Below are 19,188 nucleotides of genomic sequence, written 5' to 3'. Positions count from 1 at the left end.
TCCTAGCTTTTTAAGTCCGCAAAAATGTCTCGCTTCTTAAATGCGCGCGTTAACTTTTCTACTGCCTCATCAATCTGATCAAACGTATGAGAAGACATAAGCGAAAATCTCAAAAGAGATGAATCCGAAGGAACAGCTGGAGATACAACGGGATTAACAAAAACACCATCCTGTAAAAGATCGTTGGTTACCTGGAACGTCTTATCATTGTCCCGCACAAAAATCGGAAGAATAGGACTTTCCGTTGGCCCCAGGTCAAAGCCTGCGTCCAACAGCAATTTCTTTGCATAATGTGTGTTATCCCAAAGTTTATCGATAATCTGTGGCTCACTTTCTATAATATCAAGCGCAGCTATCACACTGGCTACAGAGGCTGGAGTCATGCTCGCGCTGAACAAGAGCGAACGTGCCCGATGCTTTATATAGTCAATTGTATCTTCATCCGCGGCAATAAATCCGCCCAGAGAAGCCAAAGATTTACTAAATGTACCCATGATCAGATCAACCTCATTCGTCAGGTTGAAGTGCGAAGCCGTACCTGCACCTTTTACGCCGATAACGCCCAAACTATGCGCATCATCAACAAAGATGTTCGCACCAAACTCATTGGCAAGATCAACTATTTCAGGCAACTTCACGATATCACCTTCCATACTGAAAATACCATCAACAGCAATAACTTTTGCTGCTTCTTCAGGCAACAAGCTCAGCTTGGCTCTCAAGTCGTTCATATCATTATGAGCATACTTAATCGTCCTTGAAAAGGATAACCTGCTCCCGTCGATAATCGAGGCATGATCGTACTCGTCCAAAATGAGATAATCATTTCGGTTTGTGACACACGATAGTACTCCCAAATTGACCTGGAAACCTGTACTGAAAATCACAGCAGACTCCTTTCCCACATAAGACGCCAGACGACGCTCTAACTCAAGATGAATATCAAGAGTTCCGTTGAGAAAACGGGAACCGGCACACCCTGTGCCGTATTTATCAATTGCTTCCTTTGCAGCCTCTTTGATTTTAGGATGATTTGTCAGACCCAGATATGAATTGGAACCGAACATCAGAACTTCCCTACCATCTATAAACACCATTGTATCCTGGCCGGATTCAATAGGCCTAAAATATGGATACAACCCCTTTCTTTTAATCTCTAATGCTTCTGTAAAAGAAAGAACCCGATCATGTAATTTTTTACGCATTAAGGTGAAGTTAATTTTTTGTAAAAGTAAAATTCATTTATGTGATTATTCTATTTTATTTCGTATTTTTTGTCATTCTTGACTATATACATTAAAAGGTCAAATTTACGTTAAATCGACTGATTAATCATACATTGGAAGAAATTCGTCCGCACGCTAGGCCGAAAGCAGGGCAAAATACACAATATGTTACAATATATATCCATATTATATTGAAAACCAGTATTATACCAAATATCATACCGAAGTAAAATATCGCTATTCTAATAATCAGAAGCTAACGCGCTATCTTATTTCGTTTAATAAAGTAGTTTTGGAGTACTTGACTAAAATCGACATTACAATCTGCCTCAACAAAGTCAATCGCATATTGAGCGCATTTTAGTTTAAGTTCTCTTTGCAGTTCTCCCATTGACTTTTTAAAAGTATCCTTTACCTGCGAAGGATTTAACTTCAGCTCCTCCCCCGTTTCGATATCCATAAATTGATACGGCCGTTCATCAAACTGAAAATCTAATTCCGTGCGGTGGTCGAGCACATTATATAAGATAATCTCGTGCTTGTTATGTTTCAGATGATGCAAAGCAGCGAATAAAGCTGCATGATTTCCTGGTTCCGTATAAGACTCGAAAATGTCGGTGAAAATTATCACCAAAGATCGCTTATGCAACTTTTCTGCCAATTCATGAAGGGCCGAGACGAGCGACGTTCGTTTTGCGGGTCTGTCACGCATGATGAGTTTCTGTAACTCAGCAAGTAAAAAGCTCTGATGGGCAGAGGTTGAAGCTGCCGCAGACGAAAACTCCAAATTTTCCGAGAAATAACTTAAACCAAACGCATCCCTCTGCTTCCTGAAAAGTTCCATGAGTATTGCTGCCGAACAAGCCGAGAACATCAGTTTATTCATTCCTTCAACCGGAAAATACATAGAAGACGACACATCTAGTACCAATTGACAGCGAAGGTTGGTTTCTTCCTCGAACCGCTTTACAAAAAGCCTGTCAGTTCGTCCATAGAGTTTCCAATCAATATTCTTGACCGAATCGCCATTGTTATACAATCGGTGCTCGGCAAACTCAACAGAAAATCCATGAAAGGGGCTTTTATGAAGCCCAGTAATAAAACCCTCGACAACCTGCCGCGCAAGAAGTTGAAGATTTACCAAACCTTCCGAACCAATCTCGTCGATTTTAAGCCTCATCTTATCTGATTTCTCTGTAAAACAAAAAAAACCGGCTGTTGAAAGCCGGTCTTTTTATATGTTGTGTTTCAATATTTAAATTAAGCCAATTGCTTAACCAACTTCTCCGCCAATACAGACTTTGGAACTGCGCCGATCTGCTTGTCTACAATTTCGCCGTTCTTAAAGAAAAGCAAAGCAGGGATATTACGTATACCAAATTTGGTAGAAATCGCAGGGTTATTGTCAACGTTTACTTTACCAATTACTGCCTGACCTTCGTATTCCTTCGACAATTCTTCTACAACCGGACCCACCATACGGCAAGGACCACACCATTCTGCCCAAAAGTCAACTAATACGGGTTTATCAGATTTCAGAACTACTTCATCAAAGTTTGCGTCTGTTATTTCTATAGCCATTGTTTATTTATTTACAGGTTCTATTATCAAATTTACTTATACAATTATCTTACCACAAATTAAAAAAGACATTGTGACATGCAGATGTTTATCAATTTAAGCGGTAAGATATCTTTCGGTCACTAAGGGCATCCAAAAACTCATTACTTGGAAATATCCGGAAATTTTTAGATGGCATCTCAACAGATATAGCCTGTTCTTCTGCATCATAAATCGCGAATTTCAACTGACAATTCCGGCTGGGATTGTTCTCCATGTTCTGGTTCAGCAACTCGTCTATTTGCTCAATGAAGCTTGAAGAAAGCTCATGAAGGGGGACTTGAATGGTAAGACACTTCGACATCTTGTCCCTCAGGTCAGATAATAGAGAGACTTGGGTGATCTTAAACTCCCAGTTATCTTTCTGCCTGAAACGCTCAGAAACAGTTCCCTTAACTTGAAGGAAATAACCATCACTAAAGAACATCTTTTGCTTAACGTACTCTTCGCCAAAAAGCACTATTTCCGCAGATTCACTATAGTCTTCCAACATCATCGAGCCGAAAGGCTTACCGTTTTTTGTATAGCGATGTTGGGCATTTGAAACCAGCCCTCCTATGCAAATTTCCCGATTCTTTATCTTATTAAACTCTTCAGTATCAATCTCATTCATCTCGCCACTTCTCGCCTTAACAATGAGGTTCAAGTGCTTAACCTGATGACTACAGAAATGATCCATTTCCAGCTTATAATTATCCAAAGGATGACCAGTAAGATAAATACCGATCATATCTTTTTCATACTTCAAGCGCTCTATCAGTCCCCATTCCGGACATTCTGCCATCACAGGAACAGCAATATTTGCATCAGATGTCCCACCGAATAAAGAAGCCTGCGATGTATTCAAACTGTTCTGATAATCGCTATTGTATTTGATCAGCCGCTCAATCCCATTGTAAGAACTGCCTTCCGGCTTAAAGAAAAACTGAGCCCTGCTAAAACCGAAGCAGTCAAAGGCTCCGCTATATACAAGATTTTCATACACCCTCTTATTTACGGTCCTCGAATTTATCCGCTTCGCAAAATCGTAAATACTCACATACGGCCCGTTCTTATCTCGCTCCTCAATTATACTTTCAACAGCTTTGTCCCCAACACCCTTTATGCCCGACATGCCAAAGCGGATCTCTTTTCTCTTATTCACCCCGAAGCTCAGGTTTGACTCGTTAATATCCGGACCAAGTACTGCCAGCCCCATCCGCCTGCACTCCTCCATGAAGAGCGAAATCTTTTCGATGTTATTTTGGTTGTTCAAAACCGCCGCCATATACTCCGACGGATAATGCGCTTTCAGATAGGCCGTCTGATAAGCCACAAATGCGTAGCAGGTAGAATGCGACTTGTTAAACGCATAAGATGCAAAAGCCTCCCAGTCAGTCCAGATCTTTTCCAGCTGCTTTTTATCATGGCCCTTCTTTTGTGCGTTCTCAACAAACTGCGGCTTTAGTTTATCCAACATTTTCCTATCCTTCTTACCCATCGCCTTTCGCAATACGTCGGCATCACCTTTGGTAAAATCAGCCAGCTTTTGCGAAAGAAGCATCACCTGCTCCTGGTAAACCGTGATACCGTACGTGTCAGCAAGATACTCTTCCATGTCCGGAAGGTCATAGCTTACCTGCTCCCTGCCATGTTTTCGAGCGATGAAGGATGGAATATATTCGATCGGCCCCGGTCGGTAAAGCGCATTCATCGCAATAAGGTCTTCAAACTTATCTGGTTTCAGCTCCCGCAGGTACATTTGCATACCATCACTTTCAAACTGGAACGTTCCGTTTGTATCTCCTCTTTGATAAAGCTCAAATGTCAATTGGTCGTTAAGCGGTATGTAATCAATATCGATAGAAATTCCATAATTCTGCTTGATCAATCGCAGCGCGTCCTTTATAATCGTCAGGGTCTTAAGACCCAAAAAGTCCATTTTAATTACCCCTGCATCTTCAATCACACGACCATCAAACTGAGTTACCAGCAATGGTGAATCTTTCATGATCGCTACCGGTATAATATTGGTAAGATCTTCGGGCGCAATAATAATACCGGCAGCATGTATACCTGTGTTACGGATGGAGCCCTCGAGCTTTTCAGCCTCACGCAGTACCTGAGCACGCAGATCGTTGCCTTTAAGAATGGCATCAAGTTCAGGCACCTGCGCGAATGCCTCTTTCAGCGTAACTCCAAGTGTATCAGGCACTAGCTTCTTCATCGCCGCTACGTCCGACAAAGGAACATCAAGCACCCTCGCGACGTCCTGAATACTTGTCCGTGCCGCCATAGAGCCATAAGTGATAATCTGCGCTACCTGGTTTTTACCGTATTTGTCAACAACGTAGTCAATAACCTTCTGCCTGCCCTCGTCGTCAAAGTCCGTATCAATATCGGGCATTGACTTACGGTCTGGGTTCAGGAAACGCTCAAACAGAAGATTATATTTGATAGGATCTATGTTTGTGATTCCCGTACAATATGCAACCACAGATCCAGCAGCAGAACCGCGGCCAGGGCCTATAAATACACCCAGATCTCTCCCGGCCTTGATAAAGTCAGATACAATCAGGAAATAACCGGCAAAACCCATGATCCGGATAGTGTTCAATTCAAAATCCAAACGCTCCTGCACTTCCGGAGTAATTTCACGGTACCTCTCTTGTGCGCCCCGCATAGTCATATCCCTTAGAAACTCCCATTGGTTCATCACATCATCAGCGTGAATCTTGAATTCCTGCGGAATAGGAAAGTTAGGAAGCATGATATCTCGCTTCAGCTTCAGATGATCGATCTTATCAACGATCTCATTGGTATTGTCAAGGGATTCAGGCACATCATGAAAAAGCTTGGCCATTTCCGCCTGTGTTTTAAAATAAAACTGATCGTTCGGAAAGCCAAACCGGTACCCCTTTCCACCCTCGTCGTCTGTCGCGATAGGAGTCTTTTGCATATCTCCGGTGTTCACGCAAAGCAAGATATCATGGGCATTGGCATCCTGCTGATCTACATAGTGTGAATCATTCGAACAAATAACTTTAACGTTATGTTTTTTGGCAAACTTGAGCAAGGTCTCATTGATGATAATCTGCTCAGGGATATCATGACGCTGCAGCTCAATATAGAAATCCTCCCCAAAAAGGTCAAGCCACCACTTCAACTCCTTCTCCGCCTCTTCTTCACCCTTCTTTAAAATGGCCTGAGGAATGGACGCCCCAATACAGCAGCTGGTAGCAATTAATCCTTCATGAAATTGGAGTATCAGTTCCTTGTCTATTCGCGGCCATTTACTGTACAGACCTTCCATATATCCCAAAGAACAGAGCTTTGTCAGATTTTTATAGCCCTGGGCATTTTTTGCCAGAAAAAGCTGATGAAAACGAACGTCACGGTTCTCTTTTGTAAATTGTTTCTTGTGTCTGTCGTCTACCACATAGAACTCACAGCCTACGATAGGCTTAACATTGTGCTTACCCGCCTCGGCCACGAATTTAAACACACCGAACATATTCCCGTGATCGGTTATAGCCAGGGCCTTCATACCATCGGCTGCTGCTTTCTTATATAACTTAGAAATATCCGCAGCTCCGTCGAGCAATGAAAATTGTGTATGTACGTGTAAATGAGAAAATTCCGGCATCGCTGATCGTTCTATTTGAGAAACCCGAAATTACTAAAAATTTCAAGCCCGGAATCACATGAAACCTTAAAAATTATCGTCTATAATCTTCGCAGAAAGCAACGCCAATGGAATCCCCCCACCGGGATGAACACTCCCTCCGACGAAATACAGGCCCTTGACTGAGTCTATAAAATTTGGATGTCTAAGGAACGCAGCAAAGCGACCGTTCGAACTTGTACCATAAAGTGAACCTTGATAGGAAGAGGTGCTTGACTCTATTTCTCTCGGATCCAGCACCTTTTCTACCACAATTAAAGAACCGATATCCTGTTTCAGAATCCGGCTAAGCTTTTTGATAATATTCAACCGCGCCTCGGCTATCAGCCGGTCCCAGTCCTGCCCGACGTTTGCGGGGACATTTACCATCACAAACCAGTTCTCAGAACCTTCAGGCGCATCAGCCTGACAGTATTTGGAACTGATATTCAAATAGACCGTCGGATCTTCGTCAATGGTCTTATGCTTCCAAATAGTACGGAATTCCTTCTCGTAATCCTCGCTAAAAAAAATATTATGCAGATCCAGCTCTTTAAAGATTCCCCTTATACCCCAATAAAATATTAGTGCAGAGCTGCTCCGCTCCTGTTTTAAAACTCTTTCCGGCAATTTAATCCCTTTAAGAAGCTTCCTGTAGGTAAACCAGACATCCATGTTCGAGATAACGTAGGATGCGCGAACCACGTCACCCGCAACGTTTACGCCTGTCACCTGGCCTCTCTCGTATAGAATTTCTTCCACTTTCGAATTAAAATAAAAGCGTACTCCCAGATCCTTCGCAAGTTTAACAAGCGAGTCTGTAATAGCGTGCATGCCTCCTTCCGGAAAATAGGCTCCAAAGTGCTGTTCAAGATGCGGAATAATATTTAAGGTAGCTGGCGCCTTATATGGATTTGATCCGTTATAAGTGGCATATCTGTTGAAAAAGCGACGAGTTTTATCGTCGTGGAAATGCTTTTCATTCGCCTCGTTCATCGTTCTGAATGCGTCAATCTCTCCGAAGCGCAAAACAGACCTTAGTGTTTGCTTATTTAAATATGAATCCAGCCGGTGCAGGGATTTTTCGAGAAATACATGGTGGGTTATGTCATAGATGTCCCGGCTTTTGTTTAAAAAACGCATAACTGACTCCCTCGTGTCCCTGGTTTTCAGAGCGATCTCGTCAGCAAGCTTAGCGGAATCTGCCCACGCAGTCAGCCTCGTGCCGTCTTCGTAGAAATAATGACAGATGGAATCCAGCTTCTCATAGCGAAAATAATCTGTCGGATTTTTTCCTGCTAACCTGAAAAGCTCGTCTACATATTGAGGCATCGTAAACAAACTCGGCCCGGCATCAAAGCGGAAACCGGAGTTCACAAATTCATTAAGCTTTCCTCCTGGATAAGAATTAGCCTCAAATACTTCAACCTTATAGCCCTTCACAGCAAGCCGAATTGCCGCCGCAATGCCTGCTATGCCAGCGCCAATGACGATCGTCGGTTTATCATGATGAGAAGCGGCCATAAACAGACCTCTAATGTAAAGAAATTGCTTTAAATCCCTTTGTCTTTATTAACCTGATAAGCAACTAAAATGGCGAAAACACACAAAGCGATCAACACCGCAATTCCGAGCTTACGTTTTTGCTTGTCTTTCCAGATCAAATAAAAGATAAACCCTATTAAAGGAACTGCAAATAAAAGAGCAAAGATTAACGAAGTGGTTATCATCTGATTGTTATTAAAAATTCATACGGGCTAAAGGAGAGATATCCTGTCCGACAAAATCTCCGCGAAGGTATTTATAATATCCTGCAATGGCGATCATAGCCGCGTTGTCTGTGCAATACTGAAAAGCGGGTATATACACTTTCCAGCTTTCTTGTTCGGCTACATCCTGCAAGTGCTGCCGTAAACCTGAGTTAGCAGATACCCCTCCTGCTATAGCGATATGCGAGATATTATACTGCTTTGCAGCTAATTTCAGCTTTTTTAGCAAGATAGTTACGATACGATGCTGAACTGAGGCGCATATATCAGCCATATTGTTTGTAAGAAAATCCGGATCAACTTTCTTCTTATCCCTCACAAAATAAAGAATAGAAGTCTTTAAACCACTGAAACTAAAGTTAAGACCCGGAATCTGCGGCTCCGGGAAGCCGAAAGCAGCGGCGTTTCCTTCCCTGGCCAGTTTGTCAACAAGAGGCCCACCCGGATAGGGAAGCCCCAAAATCTTAGCTGTTTTATCAAAAGCCTCGCCTGCGGCGTCATCGTTTGTTTCGCCAACGATTTCCATATCAAAGTAGTCTCGCACCAGGACGATCTGTGTATGTCCACCTGATACGGTAAGACAGAGAAAAGGAAACTTGGGCTTGGGATCATCTATAAAATGCGCGAGAATGTGCGCATGCATATGATTCACTTCTATCAGAGGCAGATTCCGCGCCAGTGCAAAGCCCTTTGCGAATGATGTTCCGACAAGCAATGAACCTAATAAACCCGGCCCTCTAGTAAAAGCGACGGCTTGAATGTCTTTTTTGTTTATTTTAGCGGTCGATATTGCATCTTCCACTACTGGAATAATATTTTGCTGATGAGCTCTGGAGGCCAGCTCGGGAACGACACCTCCATATTTGTGATGAACTGCCTGAGTCGCAATTATGTTAGAGAGGATTTCACCATCTTTACATATAGATGCAGAGGTTTCATCGCAGGACGATTCGATAGCGAGTATAGTAGCCAAACTGGATAGAAATTTTATTGTTGTGATTTAAAGTACAAAATTATTAAAAAACTACTTAAAATAACGTTATGGATTTTATCTGCTGTCATTCTGCTGGCTGCATCTCTGATTTTTGCTTTACAGTTTAAATCAGTTCAGACGTACGCAGCGAAAAGGGCGGCAGCTTACCTGTCCGGAGAACTTAACTCCACAATCGATATCAAAAGCTTGTACATTAAGCCGTTTAAGCTCGTCGTATTGGAAGGTCTCTACATTCAGGATCAGGAAAAAGACACCTTGCTTTATGCGCCCAGATTTTCAGTAGACCTTAATCTCTTTTCACTCAGAAAAAGAATAGTGGACGTTCAAACCGTAGATCTTAACGGCGGATCATTCTATCTCAAAAAATACAAAGACAATACGACTAATCTGCAGTTCATCATAAATTATTTTGACTCTGGTGAACCTGAAACTAAAAAGAAACCGTCTTCTGAACCTTATACCGTTACTTTTGAGAAAATTGCTATCCACAATACATCCTTCAGGTACAGAAACTTCAATGACAGCACACTGACCCGTCAGGTCAACTTCAATGACATTGCATTGAGCAAACTGAATGCGGTGATAACGGATCTGGATACCAAAAATTTCCTTTTCAAAGCGAAGGTCCGTGCTCTAAGTTTCAAAGAAAAAACCGGATTTTTTGTTAGAAACCTGGATACTGACGCTACTATTGACACCAACAGCATGCAATTTGCTAATCTAAAGCTGGAAACCAACAGAAGTTCCCTGAGCAATTATCTCTTATTCAAATACAATAATTTCGGCGACTTTTCTGACTTCATTAACAAGGTATACGTCAAAGCTTCTCTTCATAACAGCACCCTGCATTCAAGTGATATCTCCTATTTCACATCAGCACTCAAGAACATGAATCTTGATGTCCGCCTGAACGGTGACGTAAGTGGCCGAGTCAACAATATCACTGCAAAAAATGTCACCATGACGGCTGGGCAGGCCACCTATATCAAAGGTAATTTTGGAATAAAGGGTCTTCCTAATATAGACCGCACGATGTTCAATCTGCAAATCGAACGCCTTTTCACCAATAAAAAAGATGCGGATAAACTCATCAAACAGGCTACTGGATTAACCGCGAAAATTCCTGAAATTGCAGCGAAGTTTGGTAATGTCAGCTTCCAGGGTACTTTCAACGGACTCGTAAAGAACTTTAAAGCAGAAGGTGAATTCAAGACAAGCCTGGGCCGGCTTCAGCCCGACGTCAACATAAACTTAAACGGAACTCCAACCTACACCGGAACAATTCAGGCGGTAGACTTCAACTTAGGCGATCTTCTTGAACAAAAAAAATTGGGGCGTACAAGCCTCACCGCCAGGATCGACGGTCGCGGATTCAACCTTCATGAACTGCGCGACAAAATAGACATCGACGCACGCTATTTTGATTTCAACGGATATCGTTACAGCAATATTGATATGCGCGGAGACATCATCAATAAACTTTTCCGCGGAAACATCCGGATAAACGATAAAAACATCAGATTGAACTTTGATGGAGACATCAACTTAAACACGCGCCTCCCGGCCTTCAAATTTAATGCATCAGTAGCCAATGCTAACTTAAATAAGCTCCATTTCACTAAAGATACTCTTCAGCTTAACGTAAAAGTGAACACTGCCTTTACAGGCAATAATCTGAACAACATAGAAGGCAATCTCAATTTAACTGAACTCCGGCTTACCAGCAGAGACAGCTCTCTTCTGGTAGATGAAATTATTCTGAAAGCCGAAGGCTTGGGCAGCTCGAGATTGTTGGCTATTAATTCTGATATTCTCGAAGCAAACATTCGTGGAAGATATGACCTTAACACACTGCCTTCCTACTTCAAATCGGTAGTTAAACGCTATATCCCCTCCCTAAAAGCCGATATACGGAAAGTAGGCGAGCAAGACTTTAATTTCTATCTAAACATTAAAGATTTCGCCCCTGTTGCAATGTTGGTACTCCCTGATTTAAAAATACCCCTGGGAGCAGTATTTTACGGTCGTTTCAACAGTGTCGACAGCATAGCTGCCCTTAACGGATCCAGTGAGCTTATAGAATACAAAAAAATAAAGGTCAATAACTTCATTATTGACGAATCGGCAGCCCGAAGGGCACTGAACCTGTTCATGACGGCCGACCGTATTGACATCACTGACAGTCTATACATCAAGAACGTCAACTTTGCAAACATCCTCTACAATGACAGCCTTTCGCTCAATATCAAGCTATCAGATAAAGATGCTACCAATCAGCTCGATCTAAACGGTTTGATTGAGTTTGGCACAGACACGCTCGCTAAATTAAGCCTTCTGCCATCAGACTTCATCATCAACCGGGAAGTCTGGCGGGTTCCTGAACAAGTAAAACTGCAGTTCGACAACAATAAGATTTTCGTTCAGAGCTTCGAACTTTTGCGTAATGAGCAGCTCCTTACTATAGATGGCGTGATATCTGACCAGCCACAGGACAAGTTAAACATAGACTTCAAAAATTTCACCCTTGTAACCTTTAATGCGCTGACAAGAGCTGCCGGAGTTATTCTTGGCGGTCAGCTTAACGGAAACGTATCTCTGAATTCCGTACTGAGGCAGCCAAAAATAGAAGCACAGCTGAAGATAGATACGCTGGTCATGAACAATACGAGGGTGGGCGATTTAAACCTTGTTGCCGATCTCGACAATGTCACCAAGCTAGTAAACGTTAATATGGACATTCTCAAAGATGGTAAAGAAACGATGAACGTTGTTGGTACTTACAATGCCAGCGCTGAAGTCAATACGCTTGACCTTGATCTTACTATGGAGGATAATGAACTGGTCATCTTTACGCCTGCTATCAGAAGCCTGGTATCTAATGTAAAAGGTCAGGTATCAGCCAAAGTAAATGTCAGCGGCAATATTCTTGATCCACGGATTAATGGAAACCTAAGCCTGAAAGACGCACATTTAACAGTCAATTATCTTAGAACTCCTTATCGTGTCACAGATGAGGTATCGATCCAGAACAGTGTAATCAATCTGGACAACCTGGAGTTGAGAGACATTAACAATAACGTTGCGGTTGCTACCGGAACTGTCGACCTGACAGATTTGAGAAACCCCCTTTTGGACATTTCCATCCGGGCAAGCAAATTCATGGCCTTAAATACGACAGCGAAAGACAATCCCATCTATTACGGAACCGCCTTCGCCACGGGGACATTCAAATTTAAAGGTCCAACGAGCAATATGAGCATTGATATCAATGCTAAAACAGAAGAAGGCACAGTCTTCAACATTCCGCTAAACGGATCGGAGACTATTACTAACAACGACTACATTACATTCGTCGCTAAAGACTCGTCCTTTAGGCCTCTCGCTCCCTCGTTGTTTCGCGGTATCGCTATGAACTTTGACCTGGTTGTAGACGAAAACAGTGAAGTGAATATCATCACGAATCTCGGTCGGTTAAATGGACGAGGAAATGCTACCCTGAACCTAAAAATCACTAGTCAGGGAGATTTCGAAATGTACGGAGATTATCTCATCTCTAGTGGCAAGTTTCAGTTTACAGCCCAGGATTTTATCAACAAGATATTCGATCTTAGTCAGGGAGGCTCAATCAGATGGACAGGCGATCCTGCCGACGCTCTGATCAATCTCAAAGCGGCCTACAGCGTGCGAACGGACGTACGTCCGCTATACCTCGCTGCCGGAAGGGCTGCCGAAGAAGGGCGCGTATTAGCGGAGGCCATCATGAATCTGAACGGTAATCTGACCCAGCCAGATATATCTTTCGACATCAATTTCCCTACAGACACCAAGGTCAAGGATGAACTGCAGAGTTACTTCAACGATGTAAATAACAAGAATACGCAAGCATTGAGTCTAATCGTCAGAAGGTCCTTTTCGCCAAACACCGGGTCCGTGAACGTCCAGGCAGTAAACTCAACCATATTTAGTGCTGGCACCGAACTGTTCTTCAACCAGTTGAACAATATTCTCGCCCAATCCCTTAACTTGAATTTCGTAGATTTGAATATAAGGTCTCTTAACGAAGCCAGTGCATCACTCCGTCTTCTGGAAGATCGTCTGGTGATTACGGGAGGCGTTACCGATAGAAGAACAGAGTTAAATGATCTGAACATTATAGGAAACTCAGTCGCCAGGGACGTCGAGCTTCTCTATCTGCTTAGAAAGGACGGAAGTCTGAATGCCAGAGCGTCGAACAGGCTTAACAACAGGAACTTCCTAAATCCTGACCAGGAATACATCAGCGCACTGGGACTGGTTTACCGTCAGGATTTTGAAAATTTAAGAGAATTCCTGAGGGCCTTGATCGGAAAAAGAAGAAGGGATGAAAGAAGGCAATTACCTACTCCCACCCCTTCACCAAGTCAGCAGAAACCCACCGGACCATCTGCCGCTATCTTACCAGGCAACAGTGATTCACAGCGAAAATCCAAATAAGTATTACAAGGAGTTATTCAAAATAGAATGCCCCATTCTATCCCTCTTTGTTATAAGGTATTGTTCGTTATATTGGTTCGAAGCAATCTCGATCGGAATATTCTCCACAATCTCAATCCCATAACCGATTAAGCCTGCACGCTTGCTCGGGTTGTTGGACAGTAGCCGCATCTTCGTAATGCCCAGACTTCTTAATATCTGCGCTCCTACACCATAATCTCGCTGATCCATCTTGAAGCCGAGCTGCAAATTCGCATCAACAGTATCGAAGCCATTCTCTTGAAGATTGTAAGCATGAAGCTTGTTGATAAGACCAATACCCCTGCCTTCCTGATTCATATAGATGATCGCCCCCTTTCCTTCAGCCTCGATCATTTCCATAGCCTTATGCAGCTGAGGCCCGCAATCACAACGACACGATCCGAAAATATCTCCCGTAACACAGGAACTATGAACTCTAACCAATACAGGCTCGTCCTCCTTCCATTCCCCTTTAACCAGAGCCAGGTGATGTTCCTGCGTATCGGTTTGCGTATAAGCAACCAGCTGGAAATTTCCCCATTGTGTAGGCAACGTTACAGAAACCTCCTTAGCTATCAAGGACTCGGTCTGCAACCGATAGTTAATTAAATCTTTAATGGAAACAATTTTCAGATCAAACTTTTCGGCGATTAGCATCAGATCAGGCAATCGGGCCATTTCGCCATCCTCCTTCATTATCTCAACCAGAACACCTGCCGGCTCCATGCCTGCAAGGCTCGCAAAGTCAATCACCGCTTCTGTATGACCTGCCCGACGAAGTACGCCACCATCCTTAGCACGAAGGGGAAACACGTGTCCCGGGCGACCCAAATCTTCTGGCCGAGTAGCCGGATCGATCAGCGCCTGAATCGTCTTGGAGCGGTCAGAGGCCGAAATACCGGTGGTACAACCATTTCCGATTAAGTCAACAGACACCGTGAAATTAGTTTCATGGAGTGCTGTGTTGGTCCCTACCATCAAGTTTAATCCAAGTTCATCACAGCGACTTTCCGTCAGCGGCGCACAAATAAGTCCCCGGCCCTGCGAAGCCATGAAATTTATGATCTCTGGAGTAATATTACGTGCAGTGGTAATGAAATCACCCTCATTCTCCCTGTCTTCATCGTCAACTACAATGATCACCTTGCCGGCCTTCAGGTCGTCAATGGCTTCTTCAATTGTATTAAGTTTAATATCCATTTGAATACAAAATTAAGCTAATCACTTAACAATAGTATAATGAACATGTAAGTTTATAAACAACGTCGCTGCCTATGCCGTCTTCTTTTTGAAACGCTTAAAGAATTTAATAAATGCCTGTTTATAAGATTCAACATCAAACAAGGCAGAGTCACTGGTGGATTTGTATGTCAAAAATATGCCCAGAGGCGTTAGAACTGCTATTGCAATCCACATACCGACAACCGGTGACATTGTTCCTTCCCTTGCTGACTTCTCGCCGATAGTGGATATAATATGATAGATTAAAAAGAATATGATCGACATCACCACGGGTAATCCCAAGCCTCCTTTACGGATGATGGCACCAAGCGGGGCCCCTATAGAGAAAAGAAGTAAACAAGATACAGACAAGGTGAACTTACGATTATACTCAATGATATAACGACGAATGGTTTTCTGAATAGACAGGTATTCCTCACTTCTACCCGTAAGCGTCTCTGATACAGAACGTGCTTCATTAAGCGCCGCATTAAGGGCTGTTGATTTCTCAACATCGTTGAAGAGTTCCGAAACGTCCTGTTTATAGTCAGGAACAGATTTTAAAGGTTCTGTCGGGGGCTGAACATAGCTAAACAAACGGTATGAAGGCGCGATGAAGGGCATTATCGCCTTCGACACGCTATCAGCCTGCCTGGCTGTCGAATCCCTGTATAGCTTTAATTGACGCAGGTTCAGCATGGCGTAGTTTGACTTAAAAAGATTTTCATCAGTACGCTTCATCTCAAAGTCATCAAGAGGGAACTTCTGTTCTGTCGCCTTGAAGCGATAACGAGTAAAGCGCTCCCTCGGATTATAACCTTTGTCTCCTGATGTCTCCTCATAACGAACCCCGTCCTTCAGCTCCAGAACAAGCGTCCTGTCCTTATTGGTCTTGTACATGATCCCCTCTTTCGCCAAAGTTGTAGAGGGATTTCCGTTAGGTCCGGTCTGGTCGTATATCATCACGTTCTTTAACGTGCGCCCGTCCTTTCCCTTTTCTTGAACACGAATTGCATATCCTTCTATGGTATTATTAAATATTCCCTCTTCAATGAGAAATGACGCTTTCTGATTTCTAACGTCATACAACAGCGAGCCCATCTTCAAATTGGCAACCGGAAGCATATAGTCCGAGAATAAAAAGGCAGATATACTAAGGGCCGTAACGAGCACGAAAAGCGGTCGCATCGCTTTTTGAAGGGAAACGCCAATAGACTTAATCGCTACTAATTCATAGCTTTCACCAAGGTTTCCGAAGGTCATGATCGAAGAAAGCAACATGGCCAGAGGCAGCGCCATGGCTACGTTGGTAGCGGAAGCATACCATAGCAAGCGCACGATGACATGCCATTCAAATCCCTTTCCAATCAGGTCATCGATGTATTTGAATAGAAATAACATCAACAACACGAACATCACAATGAAAAAGGTTACAATGAAAGGCTTAATAAAGGCCTTAATTATCAGCAGATAGACTTTCTTCACTATGCAAAATTAGTGATTAGTTTGCTTATGCACCTAATACACTGATCAAATACTGAATCTGGTTGTCCCAGATCAGCCTGCGTTCTTCCAACGCCTCAGGAGGCGCGAAATCGGTAATAGACAAGGCCACATCATTAGTTAACTCGTCCTGTAAAATTTCCATCTCGAAATAGCACTGAGGTTCATCATCCAGCCACTTGAAACGCACCAGTTTGTTTTCTTTCAAGTTGGTGAGCTTCGCTTTGTGCTCCTCACCATCCCATTGGAAAGAGTAAATCTGCTCCTTATATTTGACTTCATCGGCGAACCATTGGGCCAGTCCATTAGGTTCATTTAGGAAAGAAAACAGTATTTTGGGAGAGGAATGAACTTCGTACTCTAACGTAAACTTCTTTTTTTCAGACATTTTCTCAATTCAAAAATCAATTGCAAGCAATTTTTAGATTTATTTTCTAAAGAAAAGTATTTTAAACTATATTTGCAACTCCAATTTCGGGAGGCAGCAATGCCCATAACGATAAGCAAAACCAAGTTTATCGGAAACAGGAAAACGGCGGGGTAGCTCAGATGGTTAGAGCGCAGGATTCATAACCCTGAGGTCGGCAGTTCGATCCTGCTCCCCGCTACGTAAAAAAAGCCGCTTAATGCGGCTTTTTTTATTTCCAGACATCTGCCGTACAAAATTTCTTTAGATAATTACAGGTATTTAAAAATCCGGTCAGTTTTTCTTTCTAGCAAAGAACTCTTCCACTCTCTCCGGACTCAACATCTGCCATAAAGACGCGACTGTCCATCCCGGAGCAAAGATATCATTGTAGAAGCCTTTACCGTTTTTACCGTAATCCCAATTAGTGTGCTGTACAACCTCCGGATAATATCCCACCTTCGCAATGTTAAACTTATGGCCTTCTCGCGGCATTAACTGCAACATGGAACTCTTGATCACGTCTGAAAACTGCGAAAACCGTTGTTCATTCTTCTGATTGGCCAACCATTCGAGAACAGTTGCAAATTCAAAAATGAACACATCCACGTGGTTATTCTCTACGGAGACGTTTCCCCAGCCTCTCGACTTAAAGCCTACATCCCCCAGCATCTGTCCCTGTGCGAAAGGCACATCCCAGGTGTAATACCAGCTCAAACAGAAATAAGCTGCTTGAGCACATAGATCAATATATCTGGCACGCTCTTTCCCCGATGTTACAAAGGCCAAATAATACATCGCCGTTGAGGCATACAAGGAAGCTTCCTTGTCTTCACAGTTCGCATCCAGCGTTGAAGAAAAGTAGTCCGCTTTGGATATGATTTCCCTTTCCAAGTACGCAGCACTTTTTCTAGCCGATTCCAGATACCTTTTGTTACCGAAGTAGCTGTAGGCCATAGTCAGGGGTACGGTAGCCGAAGGAGTACTTCCTCCGCTCTCATCCTCTATCTTAAACTCGTCGTTGAATTTTCTTGGAAAACTTCCATCAGGCTGTTGCAGCTTGGAGAAATTCACCAGAAGCTGCTTTATTTTCGATTCCCATTCAGGATGACGCCTTCCTTTAGCTTGATCATAAGCAAGATAGTTAAGGATGGCAAAAACCCCTTCCGATTGACGGCGAATACTGTATACCTGCGGTTCTTCGTTACGGCTTAGCTCAACAAACTCACGGAAAAATCCGTTTTTGGTAAACCCACGCGACAGATAACTATCAAATATGGCACGTGCATTTCTAACAAGACTTTCGTCCCCTACCTCCTCTCCATATTCTAAAGCATTAAATGCATTCAGGAGTACCCGGCCGACGAAACCGACTTCCGCAGATCCGGTACTGATACAATCATCTGTGCGGAGATGAACACCTGAATAGTATTTGAGGTCATAATTGTCAACAAAGCTTTCTTTATAAAAATTGGAGAGCAATTTCTTGGCTTCAGCCGTGTTATGTACATCTGCCAAAGGCTTTGGCTTATAAGTATCAAACACGTAACTCCAGGTGTCGGCAACGAAGTCTGAATAGCCAGATGCCTTTCCTTTCCTGATTTCCCATGTCAGCTTCCTGGTCTCTCCTTTGGCAAGTTTTTCAAAGGCCCGTACCGGAGAAACCAAAGTAAGCTTCCTGATATAAGTTTTAGGTGCTTCATGATATGGAAACCCAAAGACCAGAGACGAGGTTCCGTCAACATTTTTAAACCCGGTAAAACCAATAGATGTTTTTCCTGAGAGGATAACATCACCGGAAGTGTGCGTAGTCAGGCTTTCGGTTTGGAAATCATCCAACCTTGCGACGGTGTAATAATTTCCGCTCTTCCTGTCGAACACCCCTGTGAGGGGCGAGCTCAGCCGGTCTTCTCTTACCTGCCAACTATCGCTTGTGGCGAAAGACGGAGCCTCTTTCGGGGAGCGAAGATTGCGGTGGTACCAGAACCCCGGCATGAGGAACTCGCAATCTTCGTGCTTAAACGTTTCTAACCTGATTAGTTCTTCAAAATTGTAATATATGTTCTCTTTTCCGGTTATGCTGACCTCTATTTTTATTGTCTGCCCATTATTGATTTGGCGCTGAATAACCTCAACAGGAATAGGATCTTTTGAAGACAGACTACCATTTCCTCCGTCTTTCAGGGGATAGCTTTTAGCTGGATTTCCCGGCTCCATCAAAGTGATATGGTATTGAAAACCGATATCCTGCGCAAACGATAGCACGGATACCCAAACAAATAAAACGGTTAACAGGCTCTTTATCTTCATAA

The 19,188-nt window shown here is 43.1% G+C and carries 11 protein-coding genes and 1 tRNA gene; 2 read left to right on the top strand and 10 right to left on the bottom strand.

From position 1 onward, the window contains the following. Window positions 1-2 precede the first annotated feature (2 nt). From spt to tsaD, 6 genes are all read right to left on the bottom strand, one after another. Complete coding sequence (spt, locus tag ACKI5J_RS01700; protein ID WP_407425866.1) at window positions 3-1,205, bottom strand: serine palmitoyltransferase; 1,203 nt, start codon at window positions 1,203-1,205, stop codon at window positions 3-5. 277 nt (window positions 1,206-1,482) lie between these two features. Next, on the bottom strand, window positions 1,483-2,406 hold the full coding sequence (locus tag ACKI5J_RS01695) for a DUF58 domain-containing protein (RefSeq protein WP_407425864.1): 924 nt from the start codon (window positions 2,404-2,406) through the stop codon (window positions 1,483-1,485). Window positions 2,407-2,486: 80 nt separating this feature from the next. Then, entirely contained in the window at window positions 2,487-2,807 is a 321-nt protein-coding gene (trxA, locus tag ACKI5J_RS01690) for a thioredoxin (protein ID WP_407425862.1), read from the bottom strand. Between the two features lie 91 nt (window positions 2,808-2,898). Further along, window positions 2,899-6,471, bottom strand: a complete 3,573-nt coding sequence (gene dnaE, locus ACKI5J_RS01685) for a DNA polymerase III subunit alpha (RefSeq protein ID WP_407425860.1) — start codon at window positions 6,469-6,471, stop codon at window positions 2,899-2,901. Window positions 6,472-6,537: 66 nt separating this feature from the next. Beyond that, window positions 6,538-8,013, bottom strand: a complete 1,476-nt coding sequence (gene crtD / locus ACKI5J_RS01680; protein ID WP_407425858.1) for a 1-hydroxycarotenoid 3,4-desaturase CrtD — start codon at window positions 8,011-8,013, stop codon at window positions 6,538-6,540. Between the two features lie 216 nt (window positions 8,014-8,229). After that, on the bottom strand, window positions 8,230-9,231 hold the full coding sequence (gene tsaD, locus ACKI5J_RS01675) for a tRNA (adenosine(37)-N6)-threonylcarbamoyltransferase complex transferase subunit TsaD (RefSeq protein WP_407425856.1): 1,002 nt from the start codon (window positions 9,229-9,231) through the stop codon (window positions 8,230-8,232). Window positions 9,232-9,438: 207 nt separating this feature from the next. On the opposite strand from tsaD, the gene ACKI5J_RS01670 reads away from it, so the two are divergent. After that, window positions 9,439-13,725 (top strand): translocation/assembly module TamB domain-containing protein, encoded by a 4,287-nt coding sequence (locus ACKI5J_RS01670; RefSeq protein WP_407425854.1) that lies wholly within the window; start codon window positions 9,439-9,441, stop codon window positions 13,723-13,725. A 3-nt stretch (window positions 13,726-13,728) separates the two neighbouring features. Here the strand turns inward: ACKI5J_RS01670 and ACKI5J_RS01665 are convergent, their stop codons facing one another. The 3 genes from ACKI5J_RS01665 to ACKI5J_RS01655 all read right to left on the bottom strand — a co-directional run bounded on the left by ACKI5J_RS01665 (window position 13,729) and on the right by ACKI5J_RS01655 (window position 16,858). Continuing rightward, entirely contained in the window at window positions 13,729-14,946 is a 1,218-nt protein-coding gene (locus tag ACKI5J_RS01665; protein ID WP_407425852.1) for a bifunctional 3,4-dihydroxy-2-butanone-4-phosphate synthase/GTP cyclohydrolase II, read from the bottom strand. A gap of 72 nt (window positions 14,947-15,018) precedes the next feature. Continuing rightward, window positions 15,019-16,452, bottom strand: a complete 1,434-nt coding sequence (locus tag ACKI5J_RS01660) for an LptF/LptG family permease (RefSeq protein ID WP_407425850.1) — start codon at window positions 16,450-16,452, stop codon at window positions 15,019-15,021. A 25-nt stretch (window positions 16,453-16,477) separates the two neighbouring features. Next, a complete protein-coding gene (locus tag ACKI5J_RS01655; RefSeq protein WP_407425848.1) occupies window positions 16,478-16,858 on the bottom strand; it encodes an START-like domain-containing protein in 381 nt (126 codons plus the stop codon). A 146-nt stretch (window positions 16,859-17,004) separates the two neighbouring features. Between ACKI5J_RS01655 and ACKI5J_RS01650 the strand changes: the two genes are divergently transcribed. Continuing rightward, window positions 17,005-17,078 (top strand) — tRNA-Met (locus ACKI5J_RS01650). Window positions 17,079-17,170: 92 nt separating this feature from the next. Here the strand turns inward: ACKI5J_RS01650 and ACKI5J_RS01645 are convergent. Further along, window positions 17,171-19,186 (bottom strand): hypothetical protein, encoded by a 2,016-nt coding sequence (locus tag ACKI5J_RS01645; protein ID WP_407425846.1) that lies wholly within the window; start codon window positions 19,184-19,186, stop codon window positions 17,171-17,173. Between the last annotated feature and the right edge of the window lie 2 nt (window positions 19,187-19,188).

The sequence above is a fragment of the Arcticibacter sp. genome (genome assembly GCF_045629565.1).
In the GTDB taxonomy this organism is placed as follows: Bacteria; Bacteroidota; Bacteroidia; order Sphingobacteriales; family Sphingobacteriaceae; genus Arcticibacter.
Note: the sequence above shows the minus strand (reverse complement) of the source record. Positions and strands in the feature narration are given on the sequence as shown.

Bases quoted from the DNA above. Each gene is read 5' to 3' on its own strand.
- ACKI5J_RS01695 (WP_407425864.1), bottom strand. From the start codon at position 2,406: ATGAGGCTTAAAATCGACGAGATTGGTTCGGAAGGTTTGGTAAATCTT.
- ACKI5J_RS01645 (WP_407425846.1), bottom strand. From the start codon at position 19,186: ATGAAGATAAAGAGCCTGTTAACCGTTTTATTTGTTTGGGTATCCGTG.
- dnaE (WP_407425860.1), bottom strand. From the start codon at position 6,471: ATGCCGGAATTTTCTCATTTACACGTACATACACAATTTTCATTGCTC.
- ACKI5J_RS01655 (WP_407425848.1), bottom strand. From the start codon at position 16,858: ATGTCTGAAAAAAAGAAGTTTACGTTAGAGTACGAAGTTCATTCCTCT.
- spt (WP_407425866.1), bottom strand. From the start codon at position 1,205: ATGCGTAAAAAATTACATGATCGGGTTCTTTCTTTTACAGAAGCATTA.
- ACKI5J_RS01665 (WP_407425852.1), bottom strand. From the start codon at position 14,946: ATGGATATTAAACTTAATACAATTGAAGAAGCCATTGACGACCTGAAG.
- trxA (WP_407425862.1), bottom strand. From the start codon at position 2,807: ATGGCTATAGAAATAACAGACGCAAACTTTGATGAAGTAGTTCTGAAA.
- crtD (WP_407425858.1), bottom strand. From the start codon at position 8,013: ATGGCCGCTTCTCATCATGATAAACCGACGATCGTCATTGGCGCTGGC.